At 48.4% G+C, this 17,780-nt stretch carries 14 protein-coding genes; all 14 read left to right on the forward strand.

Annotation, left to right across the window (positions count from 1 at the left end; all coding sequences use genetic code 11):
• Positions 1-39: 39 nt before the first annotated feature.
• Complete coding sequence (locus ACIFO6_RS17455; protein ID WP_430042351.1) at positions 40-636, forward strand: ECF transporter S component; 597 nt, start codon at positions 40-42, stop codon at positions 634-636.
• Positions 636-2,138 (forward strand): ABC transporter ATP-binding protein, encoded by a 1,503-nt coding sequence (locus ACIFO6_RS17460; protein WP_430042353.1) that lies wholly within the window; start codon positions 636-638, stop codon positions 2,136-2,138. Before ACIFO6_RS17455 ends, ACIFO6_RS17460 begins: the two co-directional genes overlap by 1 nt.
• The gene (locus tag ACIFO6_RS17465; RefSeq protein ID WP_430042355.1) at positions 2,113-2,904 is read left to right on the forward strand and encodes an energy-coupling factor transporter transmembrane component T family protein; all 792 of its coding nucleotides are present in this window, start codon (positions 2,113-2,115) and stop codon (positions 2,902-2,904) included. Before ACIFO6_RS17460 ends, ACIFO6_RS17465 begins: the two co-directional genes overlap by 26 nt.
• Before the next feature lie 139 nt (positions 2,905-3,043).
• Entirely contained in the window at positions 3,044-3,769 is a 726-nt protein-coding gene (locus ACIFO6_RS17470) for a methionine ABC transporter ATP-binding protein (protein WP_430042356.1), read from the forward strand.
• The gene (locus ACIFO6_RS17475) at positions 3,762-4,433 is read left to right on the forward strand and encodes a methionine ABC transporter permease (protein ID WP_430042358.1); all 672 of its coding nucleotides are present in this window, start codon (positions 3,762-3,764) and stop codon (positions 4,431-4,433) included. The genes ACIFO6_RS17470 and ACIFO6_RS17475 overlap by 8 nt, the downstream gene beginning before the upstream one ends.
• Before the next feature lie 291 nt (positions 4,434-4,724).
• Positions 4,725-5,582, forward strand: coding sequence for a MetQ/NlpA family ABC transporter substrate-binding protein (locus ACIFO6_RS17480; RefSeq protein ID WP_430042360.1), 858 nt, complete (start codon positions 4,725-4,727; stop codon positions 5,580-5,582).
• Positions 5,583-5,930: 348 nt separating this feature from the next.
• Complete coding sequence (locus ACIFO6_RS17485; RefSeq protein ID WP_430042362.1) at positions 5,931-6,350, forward strand: hypothetical protein; 420 nt, start codon at positions 5,931-5,933, stop codon at positions 6,348-6,350.
• 15 nt (positions 6,351-6,365) lie between these two features.
• Entirely contained in the window at positions 6,366-11,336 is a 4,971-nt protein-coding gene (locus tag ACIFO6_RS17490; RefSeq protein ID WP_430042364.1) for a DUF4132 domain-containing protein, read from the forward strand.
• A 180-nt stretch (positions 11,337-11,516) separates the two neighbouring features.
• Positions 11,517-12,500 (forward strand): Gfo/Idh/MocA family protein, encoded by a 984-nt coding sequence (locus tag ACIFO6_RS17495; RefSeq protein ID WP_430042365.1) that lies wholly within the window; start codon positions 11,517-11,519, stop codon positions 12,498-12,500.
• Between the two features lie 442 nt (positions 12,501-12,942).
• Positions 12,943-13,500, forward strand: a complete 558-nt coding sequence (locus ACIFO6_RS17500) for an SLOG family protein (RefSeq protein ID WP_044646637.1) — start codon at positions 12,943-12,945, stop codon at positions 13,498-13,500.
• Positions 13,501-13,726: 226 nt separating this feature from the next.
• The gene (locus ACIFO6_RS17505) at positions 13,727-15,523 is read left to right on the forward strand and encodes a rhamnogalacturonan lyase (protein ID WP_430042490.1); all 1,797 of its coding nucleotides are present in this window, start codon (positions 13,727-13,729) and stop codon (positions 15,521-15,523) included.
• 205 nt (positions 15,524-15,728) lie between these two features.
• Positions 15,729-16,274 (forward strand): hypothetical protein, encoded by a 546-nt coding sequence (locus tag ACIFO6_RS17510; protein WP_430042366.1) that lies wholly within the window; start codon positions 15,729-15,731, stop codon positions 16,272-16,274.
• Between the two features lie 12 nt (positions 16,275-16,286).
• Complete coding sequence (locus ACIFO6_RS17515; RefSeq protein WP_430042367.1) at positions 16,287-17,411, forward strand: hypothetical protein; 1,125 nt, start codon at positions 16,287-16,289, stop codon at positions 17,409-17,411.
• Positions 17,412-17,529: 118 nt separating this feature from the next.
• A complete protein-coding gene (locus tag ACIFO6_RS17520) occupies positions 17,530-17,763 on the forward strand; it encodes a hypothetical protein (RefSeq protein WP_430042369.1) in 234 nt (77 codons plus the stop codon).
• Positions 17,764-17,780: the final 17 nt, after the last annotated feature.

The following is a 17,780-nucleotide window of genomic DNA, read 5'->3' on the forward strand; positions in this document are numbered from 1 at the left end:
CACGAGGCCCATTTTAAGGGAAAAGGGGAGTACATCATCATGAATACTGCTGTACAAGCGTCTAAAGGATTGAAGCTGACGGATATTTTGGTCACGATTGTGATCGCCGTTGTGTTTGGGTTGGTCTATAAAATATGGGGGCCTGCGTATGATCTGGTGAAACCGCTTGGGCTGAACGCCGAGCAATTGATGTATGGCATGTGGTTTATGGCGGGCACATTCGCATATCTTATTATCCGCAAGCCGGGAGTTGCGATTTTGGCAGAGGTGGCAGCGGCAACGGTCAGTGCTTTTTTGGGAAGTGAATGGGGGATGTCCACCTTGTACTACGGCTTGCTGCAAGGTTTGGGAGCAGAGCTGTTCTTTGCGGCTTTTCTGTATCGGAACGCCAACCTGTGGGTCACTTCGCTGGCTGCGGCTGGATCGGCTATAGCCTCCCTGATTTTGGACCTCAATTACGGGTATATTGATCAGCTTTCGACCTGGAACTATGTTTTGTATGTCGGATTCCGCTTGATTGGCAGTATTGTGATTGCCGGGGTGTTCGCGTTCTATCTGGCTAAGGCGCTGGAAGTCACCGGGGTGACACGCACCTTGAGACCTGCAACGGAACAGGACTATAAGGGGCTGGACTAATGAGCTGGGTAGCCGAAGATGTGGTGGCGTCGGTCACCCGTCTTCGTTTGAAATTTCCCGGTGAGCAGGAGCTGCTTTTTCACAACATGTCTGTATCCGTCCACAAAGGGGAAAAGCTGCTGCTGCTCGGACCGAGTGGATGCGGTAAATCAACGCTGCTCCAGGTGCTGAGTGGTCTGATTCCGCGCACGATAGAAATGCCGATGAAATGTGATGCTGCTGTCATTCCGGAGTGTGCGGGTGTCGTATTCCAAGATCCCGATACGCAGTTTTGTATGTCGTATGCGGACGAGGAGCTGGCTTTTGTATTGGAAAATAATCAGGTTCCCCGTGAGCAAATGCCGTCTCGTATCCGCAAGCTGCTGACGCAGGTCGGTCTTTCAACGGATGAGATACATATGCCGATTGGCAGCATGTCTCAGGGCATGAAGCAACGGCTGGCGATTGCGTCAGTGCTGGCGATGGAGCCGGAGATGCTTTTTCTGGATGAGCCGACGGCTTTGCTGGATGAAGAAGGCACCGCACAGGTGTGGGATACGATTCGCCGCATTTCAGCAGATCAGACGCTAGTGATTGTGGAGCATAAAATAAATGAAATTGTCCATGATGTGGATCGGATTGTGGTGCTTTCTGCTCAAGGGGAAATCATGGCAGACGGAACTGCGGAAGAGGTATTTCATGTGCATCGGCAGGCGTTATCTGATTACGGTGTATGGTATCCGGGCGTATGGAATGAGGCATCTTCACCACGTTGGAGTGAACAAGAGGCACAGGGACACATCTTCTGTGAACTGAATGAGTTAAATATTTCTCATCAGGTAGAAGAGGCGGCTGCGGGTACTCCTATACTGGAGCTGGAGCATTTTAGCGGCCTTCGGGGTTCGAGCCCGGTCATTCATGTGGAGAAAGCACAGGTGAAGCCGGGGGACTGGATTGGTGTGATCGGTGAAAATGGGGCTGGTAAAAGCTCGCTGCTGCTCTCCATGATGCGCTTAATCCGAACGCAGGGCAGCTACAGTGTGGACGGAAAAGAGGCGGGCGGTACGGAACAGCTGGCAGAGCGTATCGCGTTCGTGTTTCAAAATCCGGAGCTGCAATTCGTAGCGCATACCGTACGGAAGGAACTGGAGTATTCGTTGCCGGAGAGCTTGTTTACGGATAAACAGCGCCGGGAGCGAGTGGATCGAATACTCTTACAGTTCGGGCTGGAACGGCTGGATGAACGTCATCCGTATCAGCTTTCGTTGGGGCAAAAAAGGCGGCTGAGCATTGCCACAGCTATGATCCGTGAGCCAGCCGTGCTACTGCTGGATGAGCCGACCTTTGGGCAGGACGCCCGCAATACCTTTGTCATGCTGGACATGCTGGAGCAGCTTAGAGCGGCGGGCACGGCGATTGTGATGGTCACGCATGACCCGGAAATTGTCCGTCGATATTGCACGGATATATGGCGGATACAGAAGGGGGAACTGCGGCATGAACCTGTCTTTTCCCCATCATGAAACATGGCTTCACCGGGTTAATCCGGGATTAAAGCTTGTAATGTTTTCCTTGTTGTTCGTGGTCGTCATTCTGATTCACAATCCGAACGTGATGTTCAATGTAGCGTGCGCTATGCTGCTGTTGCTCGTCTGGTCAGGCCATCCGTGGAAGCGACTGCTGCTGTATGGTTCTCCCTTTATACTGGTGTTTATTTCAACCTCCACAGGCATGATGATGTTCGGCAAAGGGGTGACGACCTGGTGGACATGGGGCCTGATCCATATTACGCAGGAAAGCTTTTATCGGGGAATGCATCTTGGATTTCGTGCACTGAGTATGGCGGCGGCAGGATTATTATTTGGTTTGACGACACGCCCGGTAAACCTGTTTTATTCGCTGATGCAGCAATGGAGGCTTCCTCCGAAATATGCGTACAGCTTTTTGGCGGCGATGCGGATGATGCCAATGATGCTGGAGGAATTCCAAACGTTGAGACATGCCCACCGCATTCGGGGTGTACATCAGCATGTGTCCAAATGGAATATGTATGCTACGCTCCGCAGATATGCGATTCCGCTGCTGGCTCAAAGCATCCGGCGCGCCCAGCGAATTGCTATTGCCATGGAGGCCAAGGGGTTTGCCAATGAAACCAAGCGCACGTACTATTATGCGATCCATTATTCGGCTGTAGATAGTGTGTTTATTTGCTATTTTGTGGTGATGCTTACGCTGGCTTGGGGGCTCGGTATCCGCTTTCCTTATGTGGGCGTGTGGGATGTGCGCTAATTTGCTGTCAAAAGGCTTTGCCCGATTTCTGCTCTGTGTTATATTAATGCAATGGGAATTGACGGCTCGTACAGACCTGACTGGGCTGGCGGGCCTATTACATTTTCCCTGAGAAATGGATCATCAGGAGGCCAGTTTCATGATTATGCTGCATCAGGTAAGCAAGCATTATACGACCTCAAGCGGCCCATTTCAAGCGGTTCAATCCGTGTCCCTTCAAGTGGAGGAAGGGGAAATTCACGGTATCATAGGTGCCAGCGGTGCCGGTAAGTCAACGTTGCTTCGGCTGATGAATGTATTGGAACAGCCGGATGAGGGAAATGTGGTTGTAAATGGAGACGAGCTGACCCGCATGCCGGAAAAACGTCTCCGTGAAGCGCGGCGATCCATCGGGATGATTTTTCAGCATTATCATCTCGTCCACAACCGTACGGTTAGTGGCAATGTGGCAATGCCGCTGGAGCTGGCAGGCGTCCCGAAAAAAGAGAGAGCAGCACGTGTGCGCGAATGCCTGCAATTCGTCGGTTTAGCTGACAAAGCAGAGCAGTATCCAGCACAACTGAGCGGAGGCCAGAAGCAACGTGTGGCGATTGCCAGAGCGCTGGCGAATCGACCTGCGGTGCTGCTTTGTGATGAGCCGACCTCAGCGCTTGATCCGCAGACAACGGCGGATATTCTAGGCGTGTTGCAGGAGATCAACCGTGAACTGGGGGTTACGATTGTGATCGTAACGCACGATATGGACGTGGTGCGGAGCATTTGTAGCCGCGTTTCGGAGATGCGGGATGGGCGACTGCTCTCAACGCAGCCTGTAGGCGGTCCATCGGACAGTTCAAAAGCGGGAGAAGGTGAAGCCTGTGAATGAAACGTTGAGCATTATTGTGCAGTATCAGTCCGAGATATGGAAGGCCATCGGAGAGACGTTCATCATGGTGGGTATTTCTATCGCAGCAGCCGTGCTGCTGGGGCTTCCGGCAGGAACGATGTTGTATTTGTGCGGCAAGGGGCAAAAATATGAAAATCGGCTGTTGTTCACCATACTCAACAGTCTGGTCAATGTGATTCGCTCGTTCCCGTTCTTGTTGCTGGTCGTGTTTATGATTCCATTTACACGTCTCGTCGTGGGTACGGCACTGGGTACGATGGCGGCTACGGTTCCCATGTCAGTGGTAGCCATTGCCTACTATTCAAGGCTGGTGGAGCAGTCACTGCTGGATGTACCCAAGGGTGTAATCGAAGCTGCTACTTCTATGGGAGCGTCTACCCTCCAGCTTATTTTTAAATTTTTGTACGTGGAAGCCCGTTCCGGGCTTGTACTTGGCTTGACCACGTCCACCATCAGCTTCATTTCCTACTCCACGGTGATGGGCATTGTGGGCGGCGGCGGCGTGGGCGATTTCGCCATTCGCTACGGTTACCAGCGTTTTGAAACCGGGTTGATGGCGTTCACCATCGTTGTCATGATTATTTTAGTGCAAACAATCCAGTTCACCGGAAGCACCATTTCCCGCCGGATCGACAAGCGATAGTATATTGTAGCTTGCTACGTTAAGACGGATGCTTTATTGAAATACACTTGCACCACCCACTATGGGAAATGAGAATGACTTTACAGTGCCTCAAAAGCGGAGCGGGCAGAATTGTTCTAAAGAAGCGTTAGCGTTCGCCTTTACCCCCGGATTTTTACCTAATAATGTTCTACTAAATGAAAAAAATCCGGGGGTAACAGCGATCGGAAGAACAATCTGCACGCGAAGCGGCTCCACTGTAACTCATTTTCCTCTTCCCAATCATAAATTTACTTGGAGGTTTCTCACCTAATGAGTCGGAACAACAACATAAAAACTAACCTGAAATTACTTACACTATTTGCTGTCGTCATGCTGCTGGTTGGCGGATGCGGCGGTCAAAAGCAGGCGGCACAAGAAACACAGCCTAAAGAAGCGACTTCCCCAAAAGAAGTGACTTTGAAAGTGGCGACACTGATTCCACCGATGACGGATGTGCTGGATATCGTAAAACCATTGCTCAAGCAGGACGGAGTTAATCTGGAAATCGTTGTGCTGTCGGACAATATCCAGCCGAATAACGCATTGGCAGCCCATGAAGTGGATGCAAACTTCTTTCAGCATGCTCCTTTTATGCAACAATACAATGAAAGCAACAAGTCTGATCTGGTAGCAGTCAAACCGATTTACAACGCCATCTATGGCGCATATTCCAAAAAATACAAGAAAATTAAAGACCTGCCTGAAGGTGCGACGATTGCAATTGCCAACGACCCAGCAAATACCGGACGTTCTCTCGTGATGATGGAGCAAAACGGTCTGATCAAGCTTAAAGAAGGCGTAGGCTATAATGCTACACAGGCTGATATTATTGAAAACAAGAAAAAGTTTGTGTTCAAAGAAGTGGATCTCTTGATGCTGGCGCGGTCGCTGGATGATGTGGACATGGCTGCCATGTATCCCGCTTATGCCAAGCCACTGGGCCTGACACCGAAGAAGGACGCGCTAATTACTGAAAAGGATGATACTCACTTTTCCATTAATCTGGTAGCGCGCAAGGATAATGCGGATTCGGAAGCCATTCAAAAGCTGGCGAAGCGAATGACGGGTCCAGAGGTTCGCAAATTTTTCGAGGATAATTACAAGGACAGCGTCATTCCAGCATTTTAAGTGAAAACGAGAGTTGAAACGTTGTTTTATGATGAGTTGTGGCCTGTATAAGGTAATGAAGTCTGTGATGAGCAGATGGAGTTCCTTGTGCAGGTCTTTTTTTATATCCTTTATATGGATATTTTTTAGCGAAAACAGGGTATAAAGTCTTAGTTTTTAAGGTTTTAGGGTGCATACACTGCTATAAATTTTAGTCATTAAGGGTGATGGAGTATTGCTTGCGAGCATATTAAAATAAATATACGAACAAGCATTCGTTTTTGGTTTTGTTAACAGTTTTTTTGTAGGGGTCAAAAAATTCAGCTGACAACGGATCAAAAGTGGAAGCAAGGAAAGAAGGGGAACGGCATGAAACTGGCTGTAACTGTAAAAAGTTTAGGGAAAAGAAAGCCGGAACTCGCAAAACAGGAAATAGAGCTGAATCCTGCCCCTGAAACTTTGCGAGAGCTGATTGCTGCTACCGTCGTCCTGAATGTCCGCAGATTGCGTGAAAAGCAGGAGAGTGTCGCACTGATTCCGTTCCTCACAGGGCAGGAGGTTCAGGCGCAGGGCGAGACAGGCAAGGTAGGATTCGGGTCCATCTATAATGATGGCGTTCCTGATGTGGAGGATGCAGTAAACACGGCGATGCAGGCTTTTGAAGACGGGTTGTACAGAGTTTTTGTACGTGATGAGGAAGCCGCTGTGCTGGATGCCCCTTTGTTGCTTGAGGATGGAAACGAGATTGTATTTATACGGTTCACAATGCTGGCCGGAAGCCTATGGTAGAGGGGGAAATGAAATATGCATCAGGAGAAAAATGAGCAGGAATATTTCACCGAACTGAAGGGGCGCGCGGCGCAACTGGATGGACAACAACAGGAATTGGCCCAACATGTTATGGAACTGGGTCGAATTCATTACATACGCGAGAATGAGGAGCCTTTTAACGAATGCCAGCGCATATTAAAAGTACAGGCAGAAGCAAGCGGAGAGCCGCTGTTCAAGCCACTGGCAGAGGTGCTGCGTCAGTTGATTGGAACAACGGCTGGGGATGTGTTCGCATATATAACGGAGCATGTGACTGAATATCCTTACAGTACAGGGTATGAGCGTAAACCGTTCCGTACCTCGGATATCACATTCCATACGTCGCGGATTTATAAAAGAATGGTGCAGCTTATCCGAATGGACTGGATCGGCTTCTCGCTTATAGATTATTTAACGAAAAAGGATTATGAACATGGGAATGACTATCGGATTCAAGAGGCGATTAGTGATTGGATAGCCTATGAGTTGGACAACGGTAATCCGCAGGTGTTGGAGGCGCTTAAAGGTATTATTTATGGCGATAACCAGACTGCGCTTCTTACGCGTGCCATGATAAAAGGAATGCTCTTGAGCCATCAAAAGGAGAATTACCATATGGTCGGCGAGCTTTTGGCAGCTGCCAAGCTTCAGGAGGGATTGCGCCAAAGCATCGTGGAGCAAATGGATGAAGGAACCCCGGAGGCTCTTGTATATCTGTTGAAGGTGATGATCGACCAGGGTTTCATTCGTTACAGCTCGGTGGTACGGGCGCTTGCGGTATGGACAGGCATGGGCTTGGAGTCTGCTAATCAGCGGGTGGTTCGCCAACTGATTGAGCAGGCGTATGAAGCATTGACGAATAGCGAGCTGCGTCAGGAATGGCTGACTAGCGCGAATGCCAATGAGGTATATATGAGCTTGTGGGCTACCGCAGTACATGAGGAACGTGATCTGTATGGACAAGTTCGACAAGTCATGGAACAGGGAGCACCTTATCAGAAGATTGTAGCGCTTTATGTACTCTCTAACAGTGAAAACAAGGATGTGCGTCTGGGGATTGCCAGAGAATATCTGAATGAGGCGGACCCGGAGCTTCAATATTGGGTATTGACGAACTATACAAGTAATTATTTTTACGAATGGGTAGAAGGCGGGACGGTCGCGGATCGAATCGTTAAAGTGGTGCATACTCCATTACTGGAGAATAAAGAAGAGCGACGCAAGGATTTTGAGCGACTTCATGCTCTGTTTGCAAAGATGAAAAAAGGCGAGTCTGCCGAGCCCTCCAAGGTGCTGGATTTTGTAAACGTTTATCACCGTTCGGATGCACCGATTCAAAAAATGCTGTATCTCGTCAGTTATGATATGGATGCGACCTGGATTGGACAAATCATAGCCTTAAAGGATCAAATGAGCCCTGATCTGCGTGGCGAGCTGCTGAATCAATTTGTGCGGAATCCGGATGATACGGTGCAACGTGAATTTATTTTCTCAAGCCTGTCCGACAAAAGTATGAGCATTCGCGAGTTCGCTGTTGCCAAGGCGCACAAGCTGACGCTGGCGGAAGAGGAAATGCAGCAAATGGAGGGGCTATTGAAGCTCAAGACAGGTTCTCTGCGGCAAAGTGTCATTGGTGTACTACTGGCACAGCCGGAGAAGTCTCTGAATAGTTCATTGGAGCGGTTGCTTCGGGCAAAGGCGGAGCTGCAACGATTGGGCGGACTGGAAATATTGACGAAGATTTATGCAGATCCCGAGCGTGCCGAGCAGTATGAAACGATCCAGCCTTTAGCAGATATCATTCAGCAGCCGACGGCTAAGGAGGAACAACTGCTGTCCAAGCTGGGGCAGGAGGATGCTTATACGGGGACAAACGGCTTTGGCTTGTACGAGCCTGCTGCCAAGGAGGCTTGGCTGGAGAAGCAGCCGGATCTGGGTGATTTCCGGTTGGGTGATGTTTTTGTGGGTTCATTGGAGAAGATGAAGCGGTTCCTGAGCGGACTGAATGAACTTGTCCACCAGCATCGTGATGTAGAATATACTGCTGAGTATTATTCGGGCTACAAAGAAACGCTGCTAATCGGCGCTAATTTTCGTACCGTACGCTTGGCTCAGCCTAATGAGGAAGCAGTTCCCATGCTGTCTTTATATCCTCTTCACGAGGAATGGAGTCGTTATTTGCAGGAGAGCGACATGGAAGCAAGTGAACTGCTAGAGCTTGTTTTATATGACCGATTGGATTCTATGGATCAAACACTTGATCGCTACTACCGTTATTTCTCCAATCATAACATGGACTATTCAGAATTGAGAAAGCACAAGCTGCTGGAAGGATGGCGTAAAGATTTCGCTGAACAAATGTATCCTTTAGATCGAATTAACGAGATGCAGCAATGGATAGCAGAGTTGACGTATAACGATCAGGTAAGCACGCTGATTAATGCTTATTTTCTGGACACTCCCGGTGATAAAACCTTTGATACCATTGATTTCTCGTTGAATATATTGATGCAAGCTATGCCCAAGGGCAGACCTGCTGAGGACATGGGAATGCTGCACCTGCTGTCCAGCCCGTGGATCGGGTTGGAGAAAGGGCGTGTATATGATGATGAGTCTTTTAAACGTTTTTTCCATACTTTTGTTAACTATAATGAACTGGCAGCTGTATTAAATCACTTTTATTCACCGCTGGATCTGGAGGATTATTTTAAAGCGTATGAAAAAGGGCTGATCGGTGTAGGAGAAGTGTATCGGGAACTGTTGGCTGGCAGTGATAGCAGAAGACATATGAGTTCCTTAACGAATGCCCGCAATACATGGATTGCCAGCAATCCGGAATTTTTGGAAATACGGCGTACGGTTATTGACCGACTGCTGAAGGTTGAATTGGTTCGAGGTGATTTGCCTACCGAGGCCACGCCAAAAGTGATGGGCTTGAGCCGGATTGAAGGGATGGATTATTTCATTCGTATTCTGGAGGGACTCGACAAGGAAACGTTCGTGCGTGGTTATGTGTATGGCTACGGTGATCGTATCACCAAAAAAGAATCGTTCAGCCACCTGCTCAAGGCATGTTATCCGCGTGATGGCGAGGATGCTGCTTTGCTTAAGGAAAAGCTGAATAACGCTAAAATTACGGATAAACGTCTGCTGGAGGCGGCAATGTATGCTCCACAGTGGATTGAAATTGTAGCAGGTTATCTTGGATGGGAAGGTCTTCGCAGTGCTGCATGGTACTTCCATGCGCATATCAATGAAGGTTTTTCCGCCGAGAAGGAAACGATTGTAGCTCATTATTCGCCGATTGCTCCGCAGGATTTTAATGATGGAGCCTTCGATATTCACTGGTTTCATGAGGCCTATGAGACGTTGGGCGAGGAACGATTTGACCTGCTGTACGACTGTGCCAAATATATTTCGGCTGGAGCCAATCATCGCCGATCCCAGTTATTTGCGGATGCGACGCTGGGTAAGCTGAGACTGGGTGAAATGAAAAAGTCGGTGGAAGACAAACGGAACAAGGAACATTTGCTGACCTACAGTCTGATTCCTCTTGTGAAACCTCCTGAACCAGATGTACGGGAACGTTATGACTTCATCCAGAAGTTTCTGGAACAGAGCAAAAAATTTGGGGCACAGCGTAAGGCCAGTGAAGCTCTGGTTTCACGAATTGCGCTTGGGAATTTGGCACGTAACGCAGGCTATGATGATGTAACCCGGCTTGTGTGGGATATGGAAGCCCGTAAGCTGGAGGATCTCCGGTCTTATTTTGAGCCACATGCTTTGGAAGAGGCTACAACGATACAGCTTGTCATTGATGAGGAAGGAACGGCAGATATTGAGATTGTCAGCAAAGGGAAGACGCTGAAATCTATTCCGGCTCGCTTCAAGAAGGATGAGTATGTTGCTGCGTTGAAGGAGCTTAAAGGCGATCTGGTAGATCAGTACCGTAGAGCCCGCAAGGAATTGGAACGCTCTATGGAGTCCGGCACGGCCTTTATGATGAAGGAGTTAACGGGATTATTAGGCAACCCTGTGCTTGCTCCGTTGGTGCGGACGCTAGTTTTCAAGGCTGGAGAACGCCTGGGATATTTCAATGAAGATACATCAGGGTTGGCTGATCCCTCGGGTCAACAGTATCCTGTAGGTGAAGAGGACAAGCTGATCATCGCTCATCCGCTCCATTTGTATGAAAGTGGTCGTTGGAGCGACTTCCAGAAGGATTTATTTGACCGCCAGATTCGGCAGCCGTTTAAACAGGTGTTCCGTGAGCTGTATTTGCCGAATGCAGATGAACGTGCAAGTGCCACCGTTTCCCGTCGATATGCAGGACATCAGGTACAGCCGAATAAGACGGTAGCCCTGCTGAAAGGTCGCCAGTGGACGGTCAGCTATGAGGAAGGACTACAGAAGGTGTATTATGCCGAAAACCTGATTGCTAACCTGTACGCGATGGCAGATTGGTTCTCACCAGCCGATACCGAGGCTCCTACACTGGAGACGGTGCAATTCTTTGATCGGACAACGTATAAGAGTGTGCCGTTGGAGGAAGTTCCTCCCGTGCTGTTCTCGGAAGTCATGCGGGATGTAGATTTGGTCGTCAGTGTCGCCCATGTGGGCGGTGTTGATCCGGAAGCCAGTCTTACGACCCTTGAAATGCGCAGCGTTATTGTGCAGGAATCGCTGCGTTTGCTGAAAATCAGTAATGTACGTTTGGATGGCAATTATGCGCGCGTAGACGGAAGTCTTGGTGAATATGCGGTGCATTTGGGAAGCGGCGGTGTCTACAAGCAGGCGAAGGGAGCGCTGCATATCATTCCGGTGCATTCGCAGCATCGTGGGCGCATCTTCCTGCCGTTCCTGGATGAAGATCCAAGAACAGCCGAGATTTTATCCAAAATTGTACTGCTGGCTGAGGATCAGAAAATCAAGGACCCGCAAATTCTTACGCAGCTTCAGGCGTAGGATAGAAGCTGTGATATAGAGATTCATATTGAAGTAGCGTGAAGCCCTGTCCATGCAGATCCGTGTGGCAGGGCTTCATTATTTGTGCCCAGATAATTCTTTTGTTCCTGGCAGGCGTTTGCTAGAATAAAGGGGATTGTGTAAGTCAACGTTGACCATATTGCAGGGAGGGACACAAGTATGAGCAAGAAGATCAAATGGGGAATTGTCGGCACAGGATGGATTGCAGATCAATTCGTCGCGGATTTGGCGCATGTTACGAACGGGGAAGGGTACGCTGTAGGATCACGCACTATTGAAAGCGCTACCGAATTTGCAGCCAAGCATCAAATTGCACGCGCTTATGGAAGCTACGAGGAACTGGCTCAAGATCCCGAGGTAGATGCTATATACATAGGCACTCCTCATCCTTTTCATAAAGAAAATGTTCTGACGGCTCTTCGGGCGGGGAAAGCCGTTCTGTGTGAGAAGCCTTTCACCGTGAATAGTGGGGAACTGGAGGAACTGATCGGCTTAGCACGTGAACATAAGCTATTCCTGATGGAAGCGATGTGGACACGCTTTTTGCCTCCGATTCGGCAAGTGCGGGAGTGGATAGACGCGGGACGAATTGGTGAGGTGAAGCTGGTTAAGGCGGAATTTGGTTTTCGCGTAGATTGGAATCCCGAGGGACGGCTACTGAACCCCGATTTGGGCGGAGGTGCTTTATTAGATACGGGAATTTATCCGGTTTCTTTTGCTTCGATGGTGTTCGGTCCTGAACCCAAGCATGTATGGAGTACCGCTCATATCGGGGAAACGGGTGTTGACGAGACGTTTTCCATCCTGCTGGATTACGGAAATGGACGTACGGCTGTGCTCAATGGGGCGGTTCGTCTCGGATTGACGAATGAGGCATATATCCATGGCACAAAGGGATATATCCGCATTCCATCTTTCCTGAATAGCACGTCGGCTACTTTACATGTGGACGGCGAAGAGGTACAAACCTTTCAGGATGACCGAGCTTCCACAGGGTATGCCTTTGAAGCAGAAGAAGTGGGGCGCTGCCTGAATGAAGGCTTGCTCGAAAGTTCCACGATATCTTTGGATGAATCACTGGGCATTATGAAGCTGATGGATCAGATTCGCGCACAGTGGGGGCTTCGATATCCTTTTGAGTAATTGAATTATGAATTGAATTGAATTGAATTGAATTGATTAAAGAATAAACCACTTAAAGTCGAAAGAGCTTTTTAAGCTCTTTCGACTTTTTTGTGTACACCATTTGGAATGAATGCAATCCCCACAAGTTGGCTGATATGAAAATGAATAATGTTCATAGGGAGTAGTTCCTAGAATTTTTCAATGGAATTTTCAGAAATGTACGGTAGGGTGTTGTACATGTCGCTTGAGCCAGTGCGGCTGTTGCGATCAGACCGATTAGATCGGCATGAACACGAAACCAGTAGCGAATTCCAATAGACGAATCTCATCCAGCAAACATGGATCGAGGCTCGTCTTTTTGGACATATCCACTCAGCTCTCCAAAGAACTAAGTGATGTAGCGGCCTCCTTGCAAGTGGTACAATAACCATTATGACCATTCGAGAAGGACGTTGAGATGATGAAAAATTTGCTCGTTTCGGGCTACCGTGCCCATGAATTGAATATTTTCAACCAAAAGCACGAAGGCATTCCATATATCAAAAAGGCGATCACAGGCAGGCTCATTCCCCTGATTGAAGAAGGACTGGAGTGGATTATTACCCCGGGTCAGTACGGAGTGGATCTGTGGGCCTGTGAAGTAGCAATTTCACTGAAGCAGCAGTATCCTCACTTAAAATGCTCGATTATGGTGGCCTATCAAAATATGGAGGAAAAGTGGAAGGAGGATAAAAAGGAGTATTTTCAGCAGATTTGTGAGGGAGTTGACTATGTGGGAGTCGTCAGTCGCCAGCCTTATCAGGGAATATGGCAGCTCAAGGCACGGGATGAACTGCTTTTCCGCAAAACCGATGGTTTATTGCTCGTTTATGACGAGGATGCCGGGGAGGGCAGCCCACGTTTTATGAAAGAAATGGCATTGAAAAAACAACAGGCAGAAGGCTATCAATATATCAGCATTAGCTCAGAGGATATCCAAAGCATAGCGGATGAAGAACGCTTATTCATGGACCTCTGATTTTTAAAGCATTAGCTCGGATTTTTGAACAAAAAGGGCGAATGCGTCCCTTTACTTTCATGTAAGCGCTAACATAAAATTTAAACAACAATAATCTATCAGTCAGATAAAATAAATTTATTGAAAAAACAAACCATGAAAGGAGTTAAGGATTCAGATGAAAAAAAGATTTCGGTATACCGCGTTGCTCTGTCTCGGTGTCATTTTGTGTGGAACAGTCCCCCCGATGGATAGCCAGGTCTCTGCTGCATCTACGAGGCAAATGGAAAAGCTGAACCGGGGAGTCGTTGCGGTCAAGATGCCAGAGGGCGTGCTGGTGAGCTGGCGGCTGCTGGGCACAGAAGCGGATTCGGTCAGCTTCAATCTGTACAGAGGGACAAGCAAGGTCAATGATGCGCCGATTACGTCGAAAACCAACTTTTTGGACAAGACAGGTACGACTTCCTCTTCGTACACGGTTCGTGCCGTGGTGAATGGAACAGAACAGGCTGCTTCTCCTGCGGTAAAGGTTTGGAGCAACAACTATCTGGATGTTCCCATCCAGCAGCCTGCAGGCGGTACAACCCCGGATAATGTGAGCTACACGTACAATGCCAATGACGCCAGTGTAGGTGATCTGGATGGGGATGGCGAGTATGAGATTGTGTTAAAATGGGACCCTTCCAATGCCAAGGACAATTCGCAATCCGGCTACACGGGAAATGCATTTTTGGACGGCTACAAGCTGGATGGAACACGCAAATGGCGAATCGACCTGGGCCGGAACATTCGGGCTGGAGCGCACTACACGCAATTTCTCGTTTATGATTTTGACGGAGACGGCAAGGCGGAAATCGTATGCAAAACAGCAGACGGCACTAAAGACGGCACAGGTGTAACCATCGGCAACGCTTCGGCGGATTATCGTAATGCCAGTGGTTATATTTTGGACGGGCCCGAATTTCTGACCGTGTTCTCGGGCGATACGGGCAAAGCACTCAGCACAATTGACTATGTGCCGCCACGGGGAACGGTATCCAGCTGGGGAGATAATTATGGCAACCGGGTGGACCGTTTTCTCGCCGGGATTGCTTATCTGGATGGTGTACGGCCGAGCATAGTCATGGCACGGGGGTATTACACTCGAACGGTTCTGGTCGCGTATGATTGGCGTAATGGTAGCTTGAATCGACGTTGGACCTTTGATAGCAGCAGCTCGATCAATGCCGGAACCGCCGGACAGGGCAACCATAGCTTGAGTGTGGCGGATGTGGATGGAGACGATAAGGATGAAATTGTGTACGGTTCGCTGGTGGTGGACGATAACGGAGCGAAGCTGGCTAACACGGGCATGGGACATGGGGATGCGCTTCATGTCGGAGATTTGGACCCGGACCGTTCAGGCTATGAAGTGTTCAAGGTAAACGAGGACAAAAATGCGACCTACGGCGCTGCCATGTATGACCCGCGTAATGGAAACATTTTATGGGGCGTAAATACAGGCAAGGATACCGGGAGAGGCATGTCGGCAGACATTGATCCCCGTACAAAAGGAAACGAGCAATGGGCGCCGGGGATCGGCGTGCGTTCGGCTAAAGGAGAGCTTATTACGAATACGCTGCCGTCCTCCATTAACTTTGGAATTTGGTGGGATGGCGATCTGCTGCGTGAGCTGCTGGATCATACCTCATCGAGCGCTGGTAAAATCGACAAGTGGAACTATACCAACTCGACTACCTCCAATTTGCTTACGGCTACAGGCACCAGCTCCAATAACGGAACGAAAGGAACACCATCCTTGCAGGCTGATCTGTTTGGCGACTGGCGCGAGGAAGTGATTTGGCGCAAAAGCGACAATTCCGCCCTACGAATCTACACAACGCCGTATGAGTCAGAGTATCGTTTTTATACACTTATGCATGATCCGTTGTATCGTTTGAGTATAGCGTGGCAGAACTTGGCCTATAATCAGCCGCCGCACACTGGGTTTTATCTGGGAGAAGGGATGTCGAAGCCCGCGCAGCCGAATATATACACCCCTTGATTTACAGGTTGGTCTGAAGGTCGAAATGAAACGAGAATGAACAAAAACGGAAAGGGCCCCGGGTTGATCGGAGCTCTTTTTGTCATGTAATTATGTAGTAGATCCGATAAGGTGTGTTATTCATATCCACGCAGGAATCTACCGATAAAATACAAAGTAATACACATTTTCTATGAATGACAACAATAGAAGGAGCGCATGACGAATGGGAAGAAAAGTGTTGATTGGTTTTGCTATATTTATGGGCGTCATTATTTTATTTTGCGTGATTACGGTAGGTTCGATCTGGAGTCACCGGAATACGGCTGTGAAGCTGGAAGGAAGAATTGAGGCTCAATATCTATCGAACCAGTCCAGCTACGATAATATGTGGAAGAAATTTAAGGAAATGACGCAGGTCACGGATTTACAGGCTGGACAGGTCAAAGAGGTATATACCGGAATGATTACCGGACGATATAATGATACGAATTTGCTGTATCAAGCGGTGCATGAACAAAATCCCCGTCTGGCCACATCTGTTTATACGGATCTACAGCGTGAAATTGCCGCTAGTCGCCAGCAGTTTGATAACAACCAGAAGCAAATGATGGATATCGTGCGGGAATATAACACGTATATCAAGGTACATTTTATTATGGCTTCCCTGACTAATATGAAAACATATGATATGTCCCAATATATCGTAACTTCTGACCAAACCGAGGATGCTTTTACCAAGAAGAAAGCGGATGAAATCCGTCTGAAATAGGGGGATCATTGTATGTATTGGTTTATCCCTCTCATCATATTCGTAGGGTTGATTCCAGTGAAGCTACTGACCGGGACCCGCTGGAAAACGATCATTTGGACTGCTATTTTCAGTGCTGTATTGACGGCTGTGACGATCTACATTGATTTCCGCATAGAGACTTGGGATACCGAGGTATGGTCCGGCAAAGTCACAGATTGGCACCATAAGGAAGAGTGGGATGAGTGGCATCCGCCTAGGAAAAGCTGTAGTAAAGACAGTAATGGTAAAGAGAAGTGTACGAGACATAGCGGCTACTGGGAGCATCACAAAGCGGAAAACTCCATTTATACCACAGATGACGGATGGATTCGTGTGGATCGTGCGCCCGATGGCAGCACGTTTGGGGATAGCTGGCCCAACAATACCGCGACACTGAAATGGTTCTGGCCCTATGGCACACCGAGTGCTTCGACGCATGATTATCTGAACAAAGTACAGGCTTCCTACTCCATTTTCAGACATAAGGATATAGACGTGGAGCAATACTCCGACCTGCCGGAGTACCCCAAGGCTGTACTCAATTATATTGATATTCACCGTATTATCGGTCAGGTTCCTAACAAAGCAAAGGCATTACGTATGCTGGCGAGCATGAACACTGAACTGAACAAGCCTGTACCCAACCCGGAAAAACCGGGAAAAACCAAGTCATGGAAGCAGGTCAATTTGATTTTTGTTAATGTGGGCTTGAATAAAACACAGGACTATGGCTTCGCGCTTCAGGACAAATGGGAGGGCGGGAACAAAAACGATTTTGTCGTAGCCTTCTCTACCAACGAAAACAATGAACTGCTATGGGTTTACCCGTTTTCGTGGAGTGAAGTGGAACTGCTAAAAATAGAGGTCCGTGATTACATGATGAACGTACACCAGCTCACCGATTTTGTACCCATTGTCAAGAAGGTAGGAAACATGGTGGCAGCCCGCTTTGAGCGCAAGTCTTTTTCCGATTTTGATTATTTGCAGATTGATATTAGCTTGGGAGGATGGCTTTCCATATGCGCTCTTAACCTGATGCTGGTGGGCTTATACTGCCAGCATGTTATGGAGCAAAAAAGAGAACGACAACTTCGGGAGCAGAGATTGACAGGCTAGATGTGGCATCACCTTTGCAGCCTTCTTTTTCAGAAGAGAGCCAACGTATGATTTTCATAAAAAAGGGAACATTAGTTCTTATTGGTGAAATATACGTATGAAAAAGGAGGCGGGATATGTGACTACTCTAACGACCGAAGGTATGATTGCGCTCGTAACCAATGTCGGGTTCCCTGCTGCATTAAGTCTGATTCTGTTAAAATACATCCTTGTCACCCTCAGCCGCAGATTGGAGCAGCTTGACCGGTCTGTTAAGCAGCTGTCACGATCCCTGGAAGAGGTGGAGGCAAAGCGGGTGAAGCAGTCAAAAGAACCGTGCCCGACAAATACGGACAAACTTCGTGCAGAATGAACAAATCAAGGCAAATA

Source organism: Paenibacillus sp. NRS-1781 (assembly GCF_050467745.1).
Lineage (GTDB): Bacteria > Bacillota > Bacilli > Paenibacillales > Paenibacillaceae > Paenibacillus > Paenibacillus terrae_A.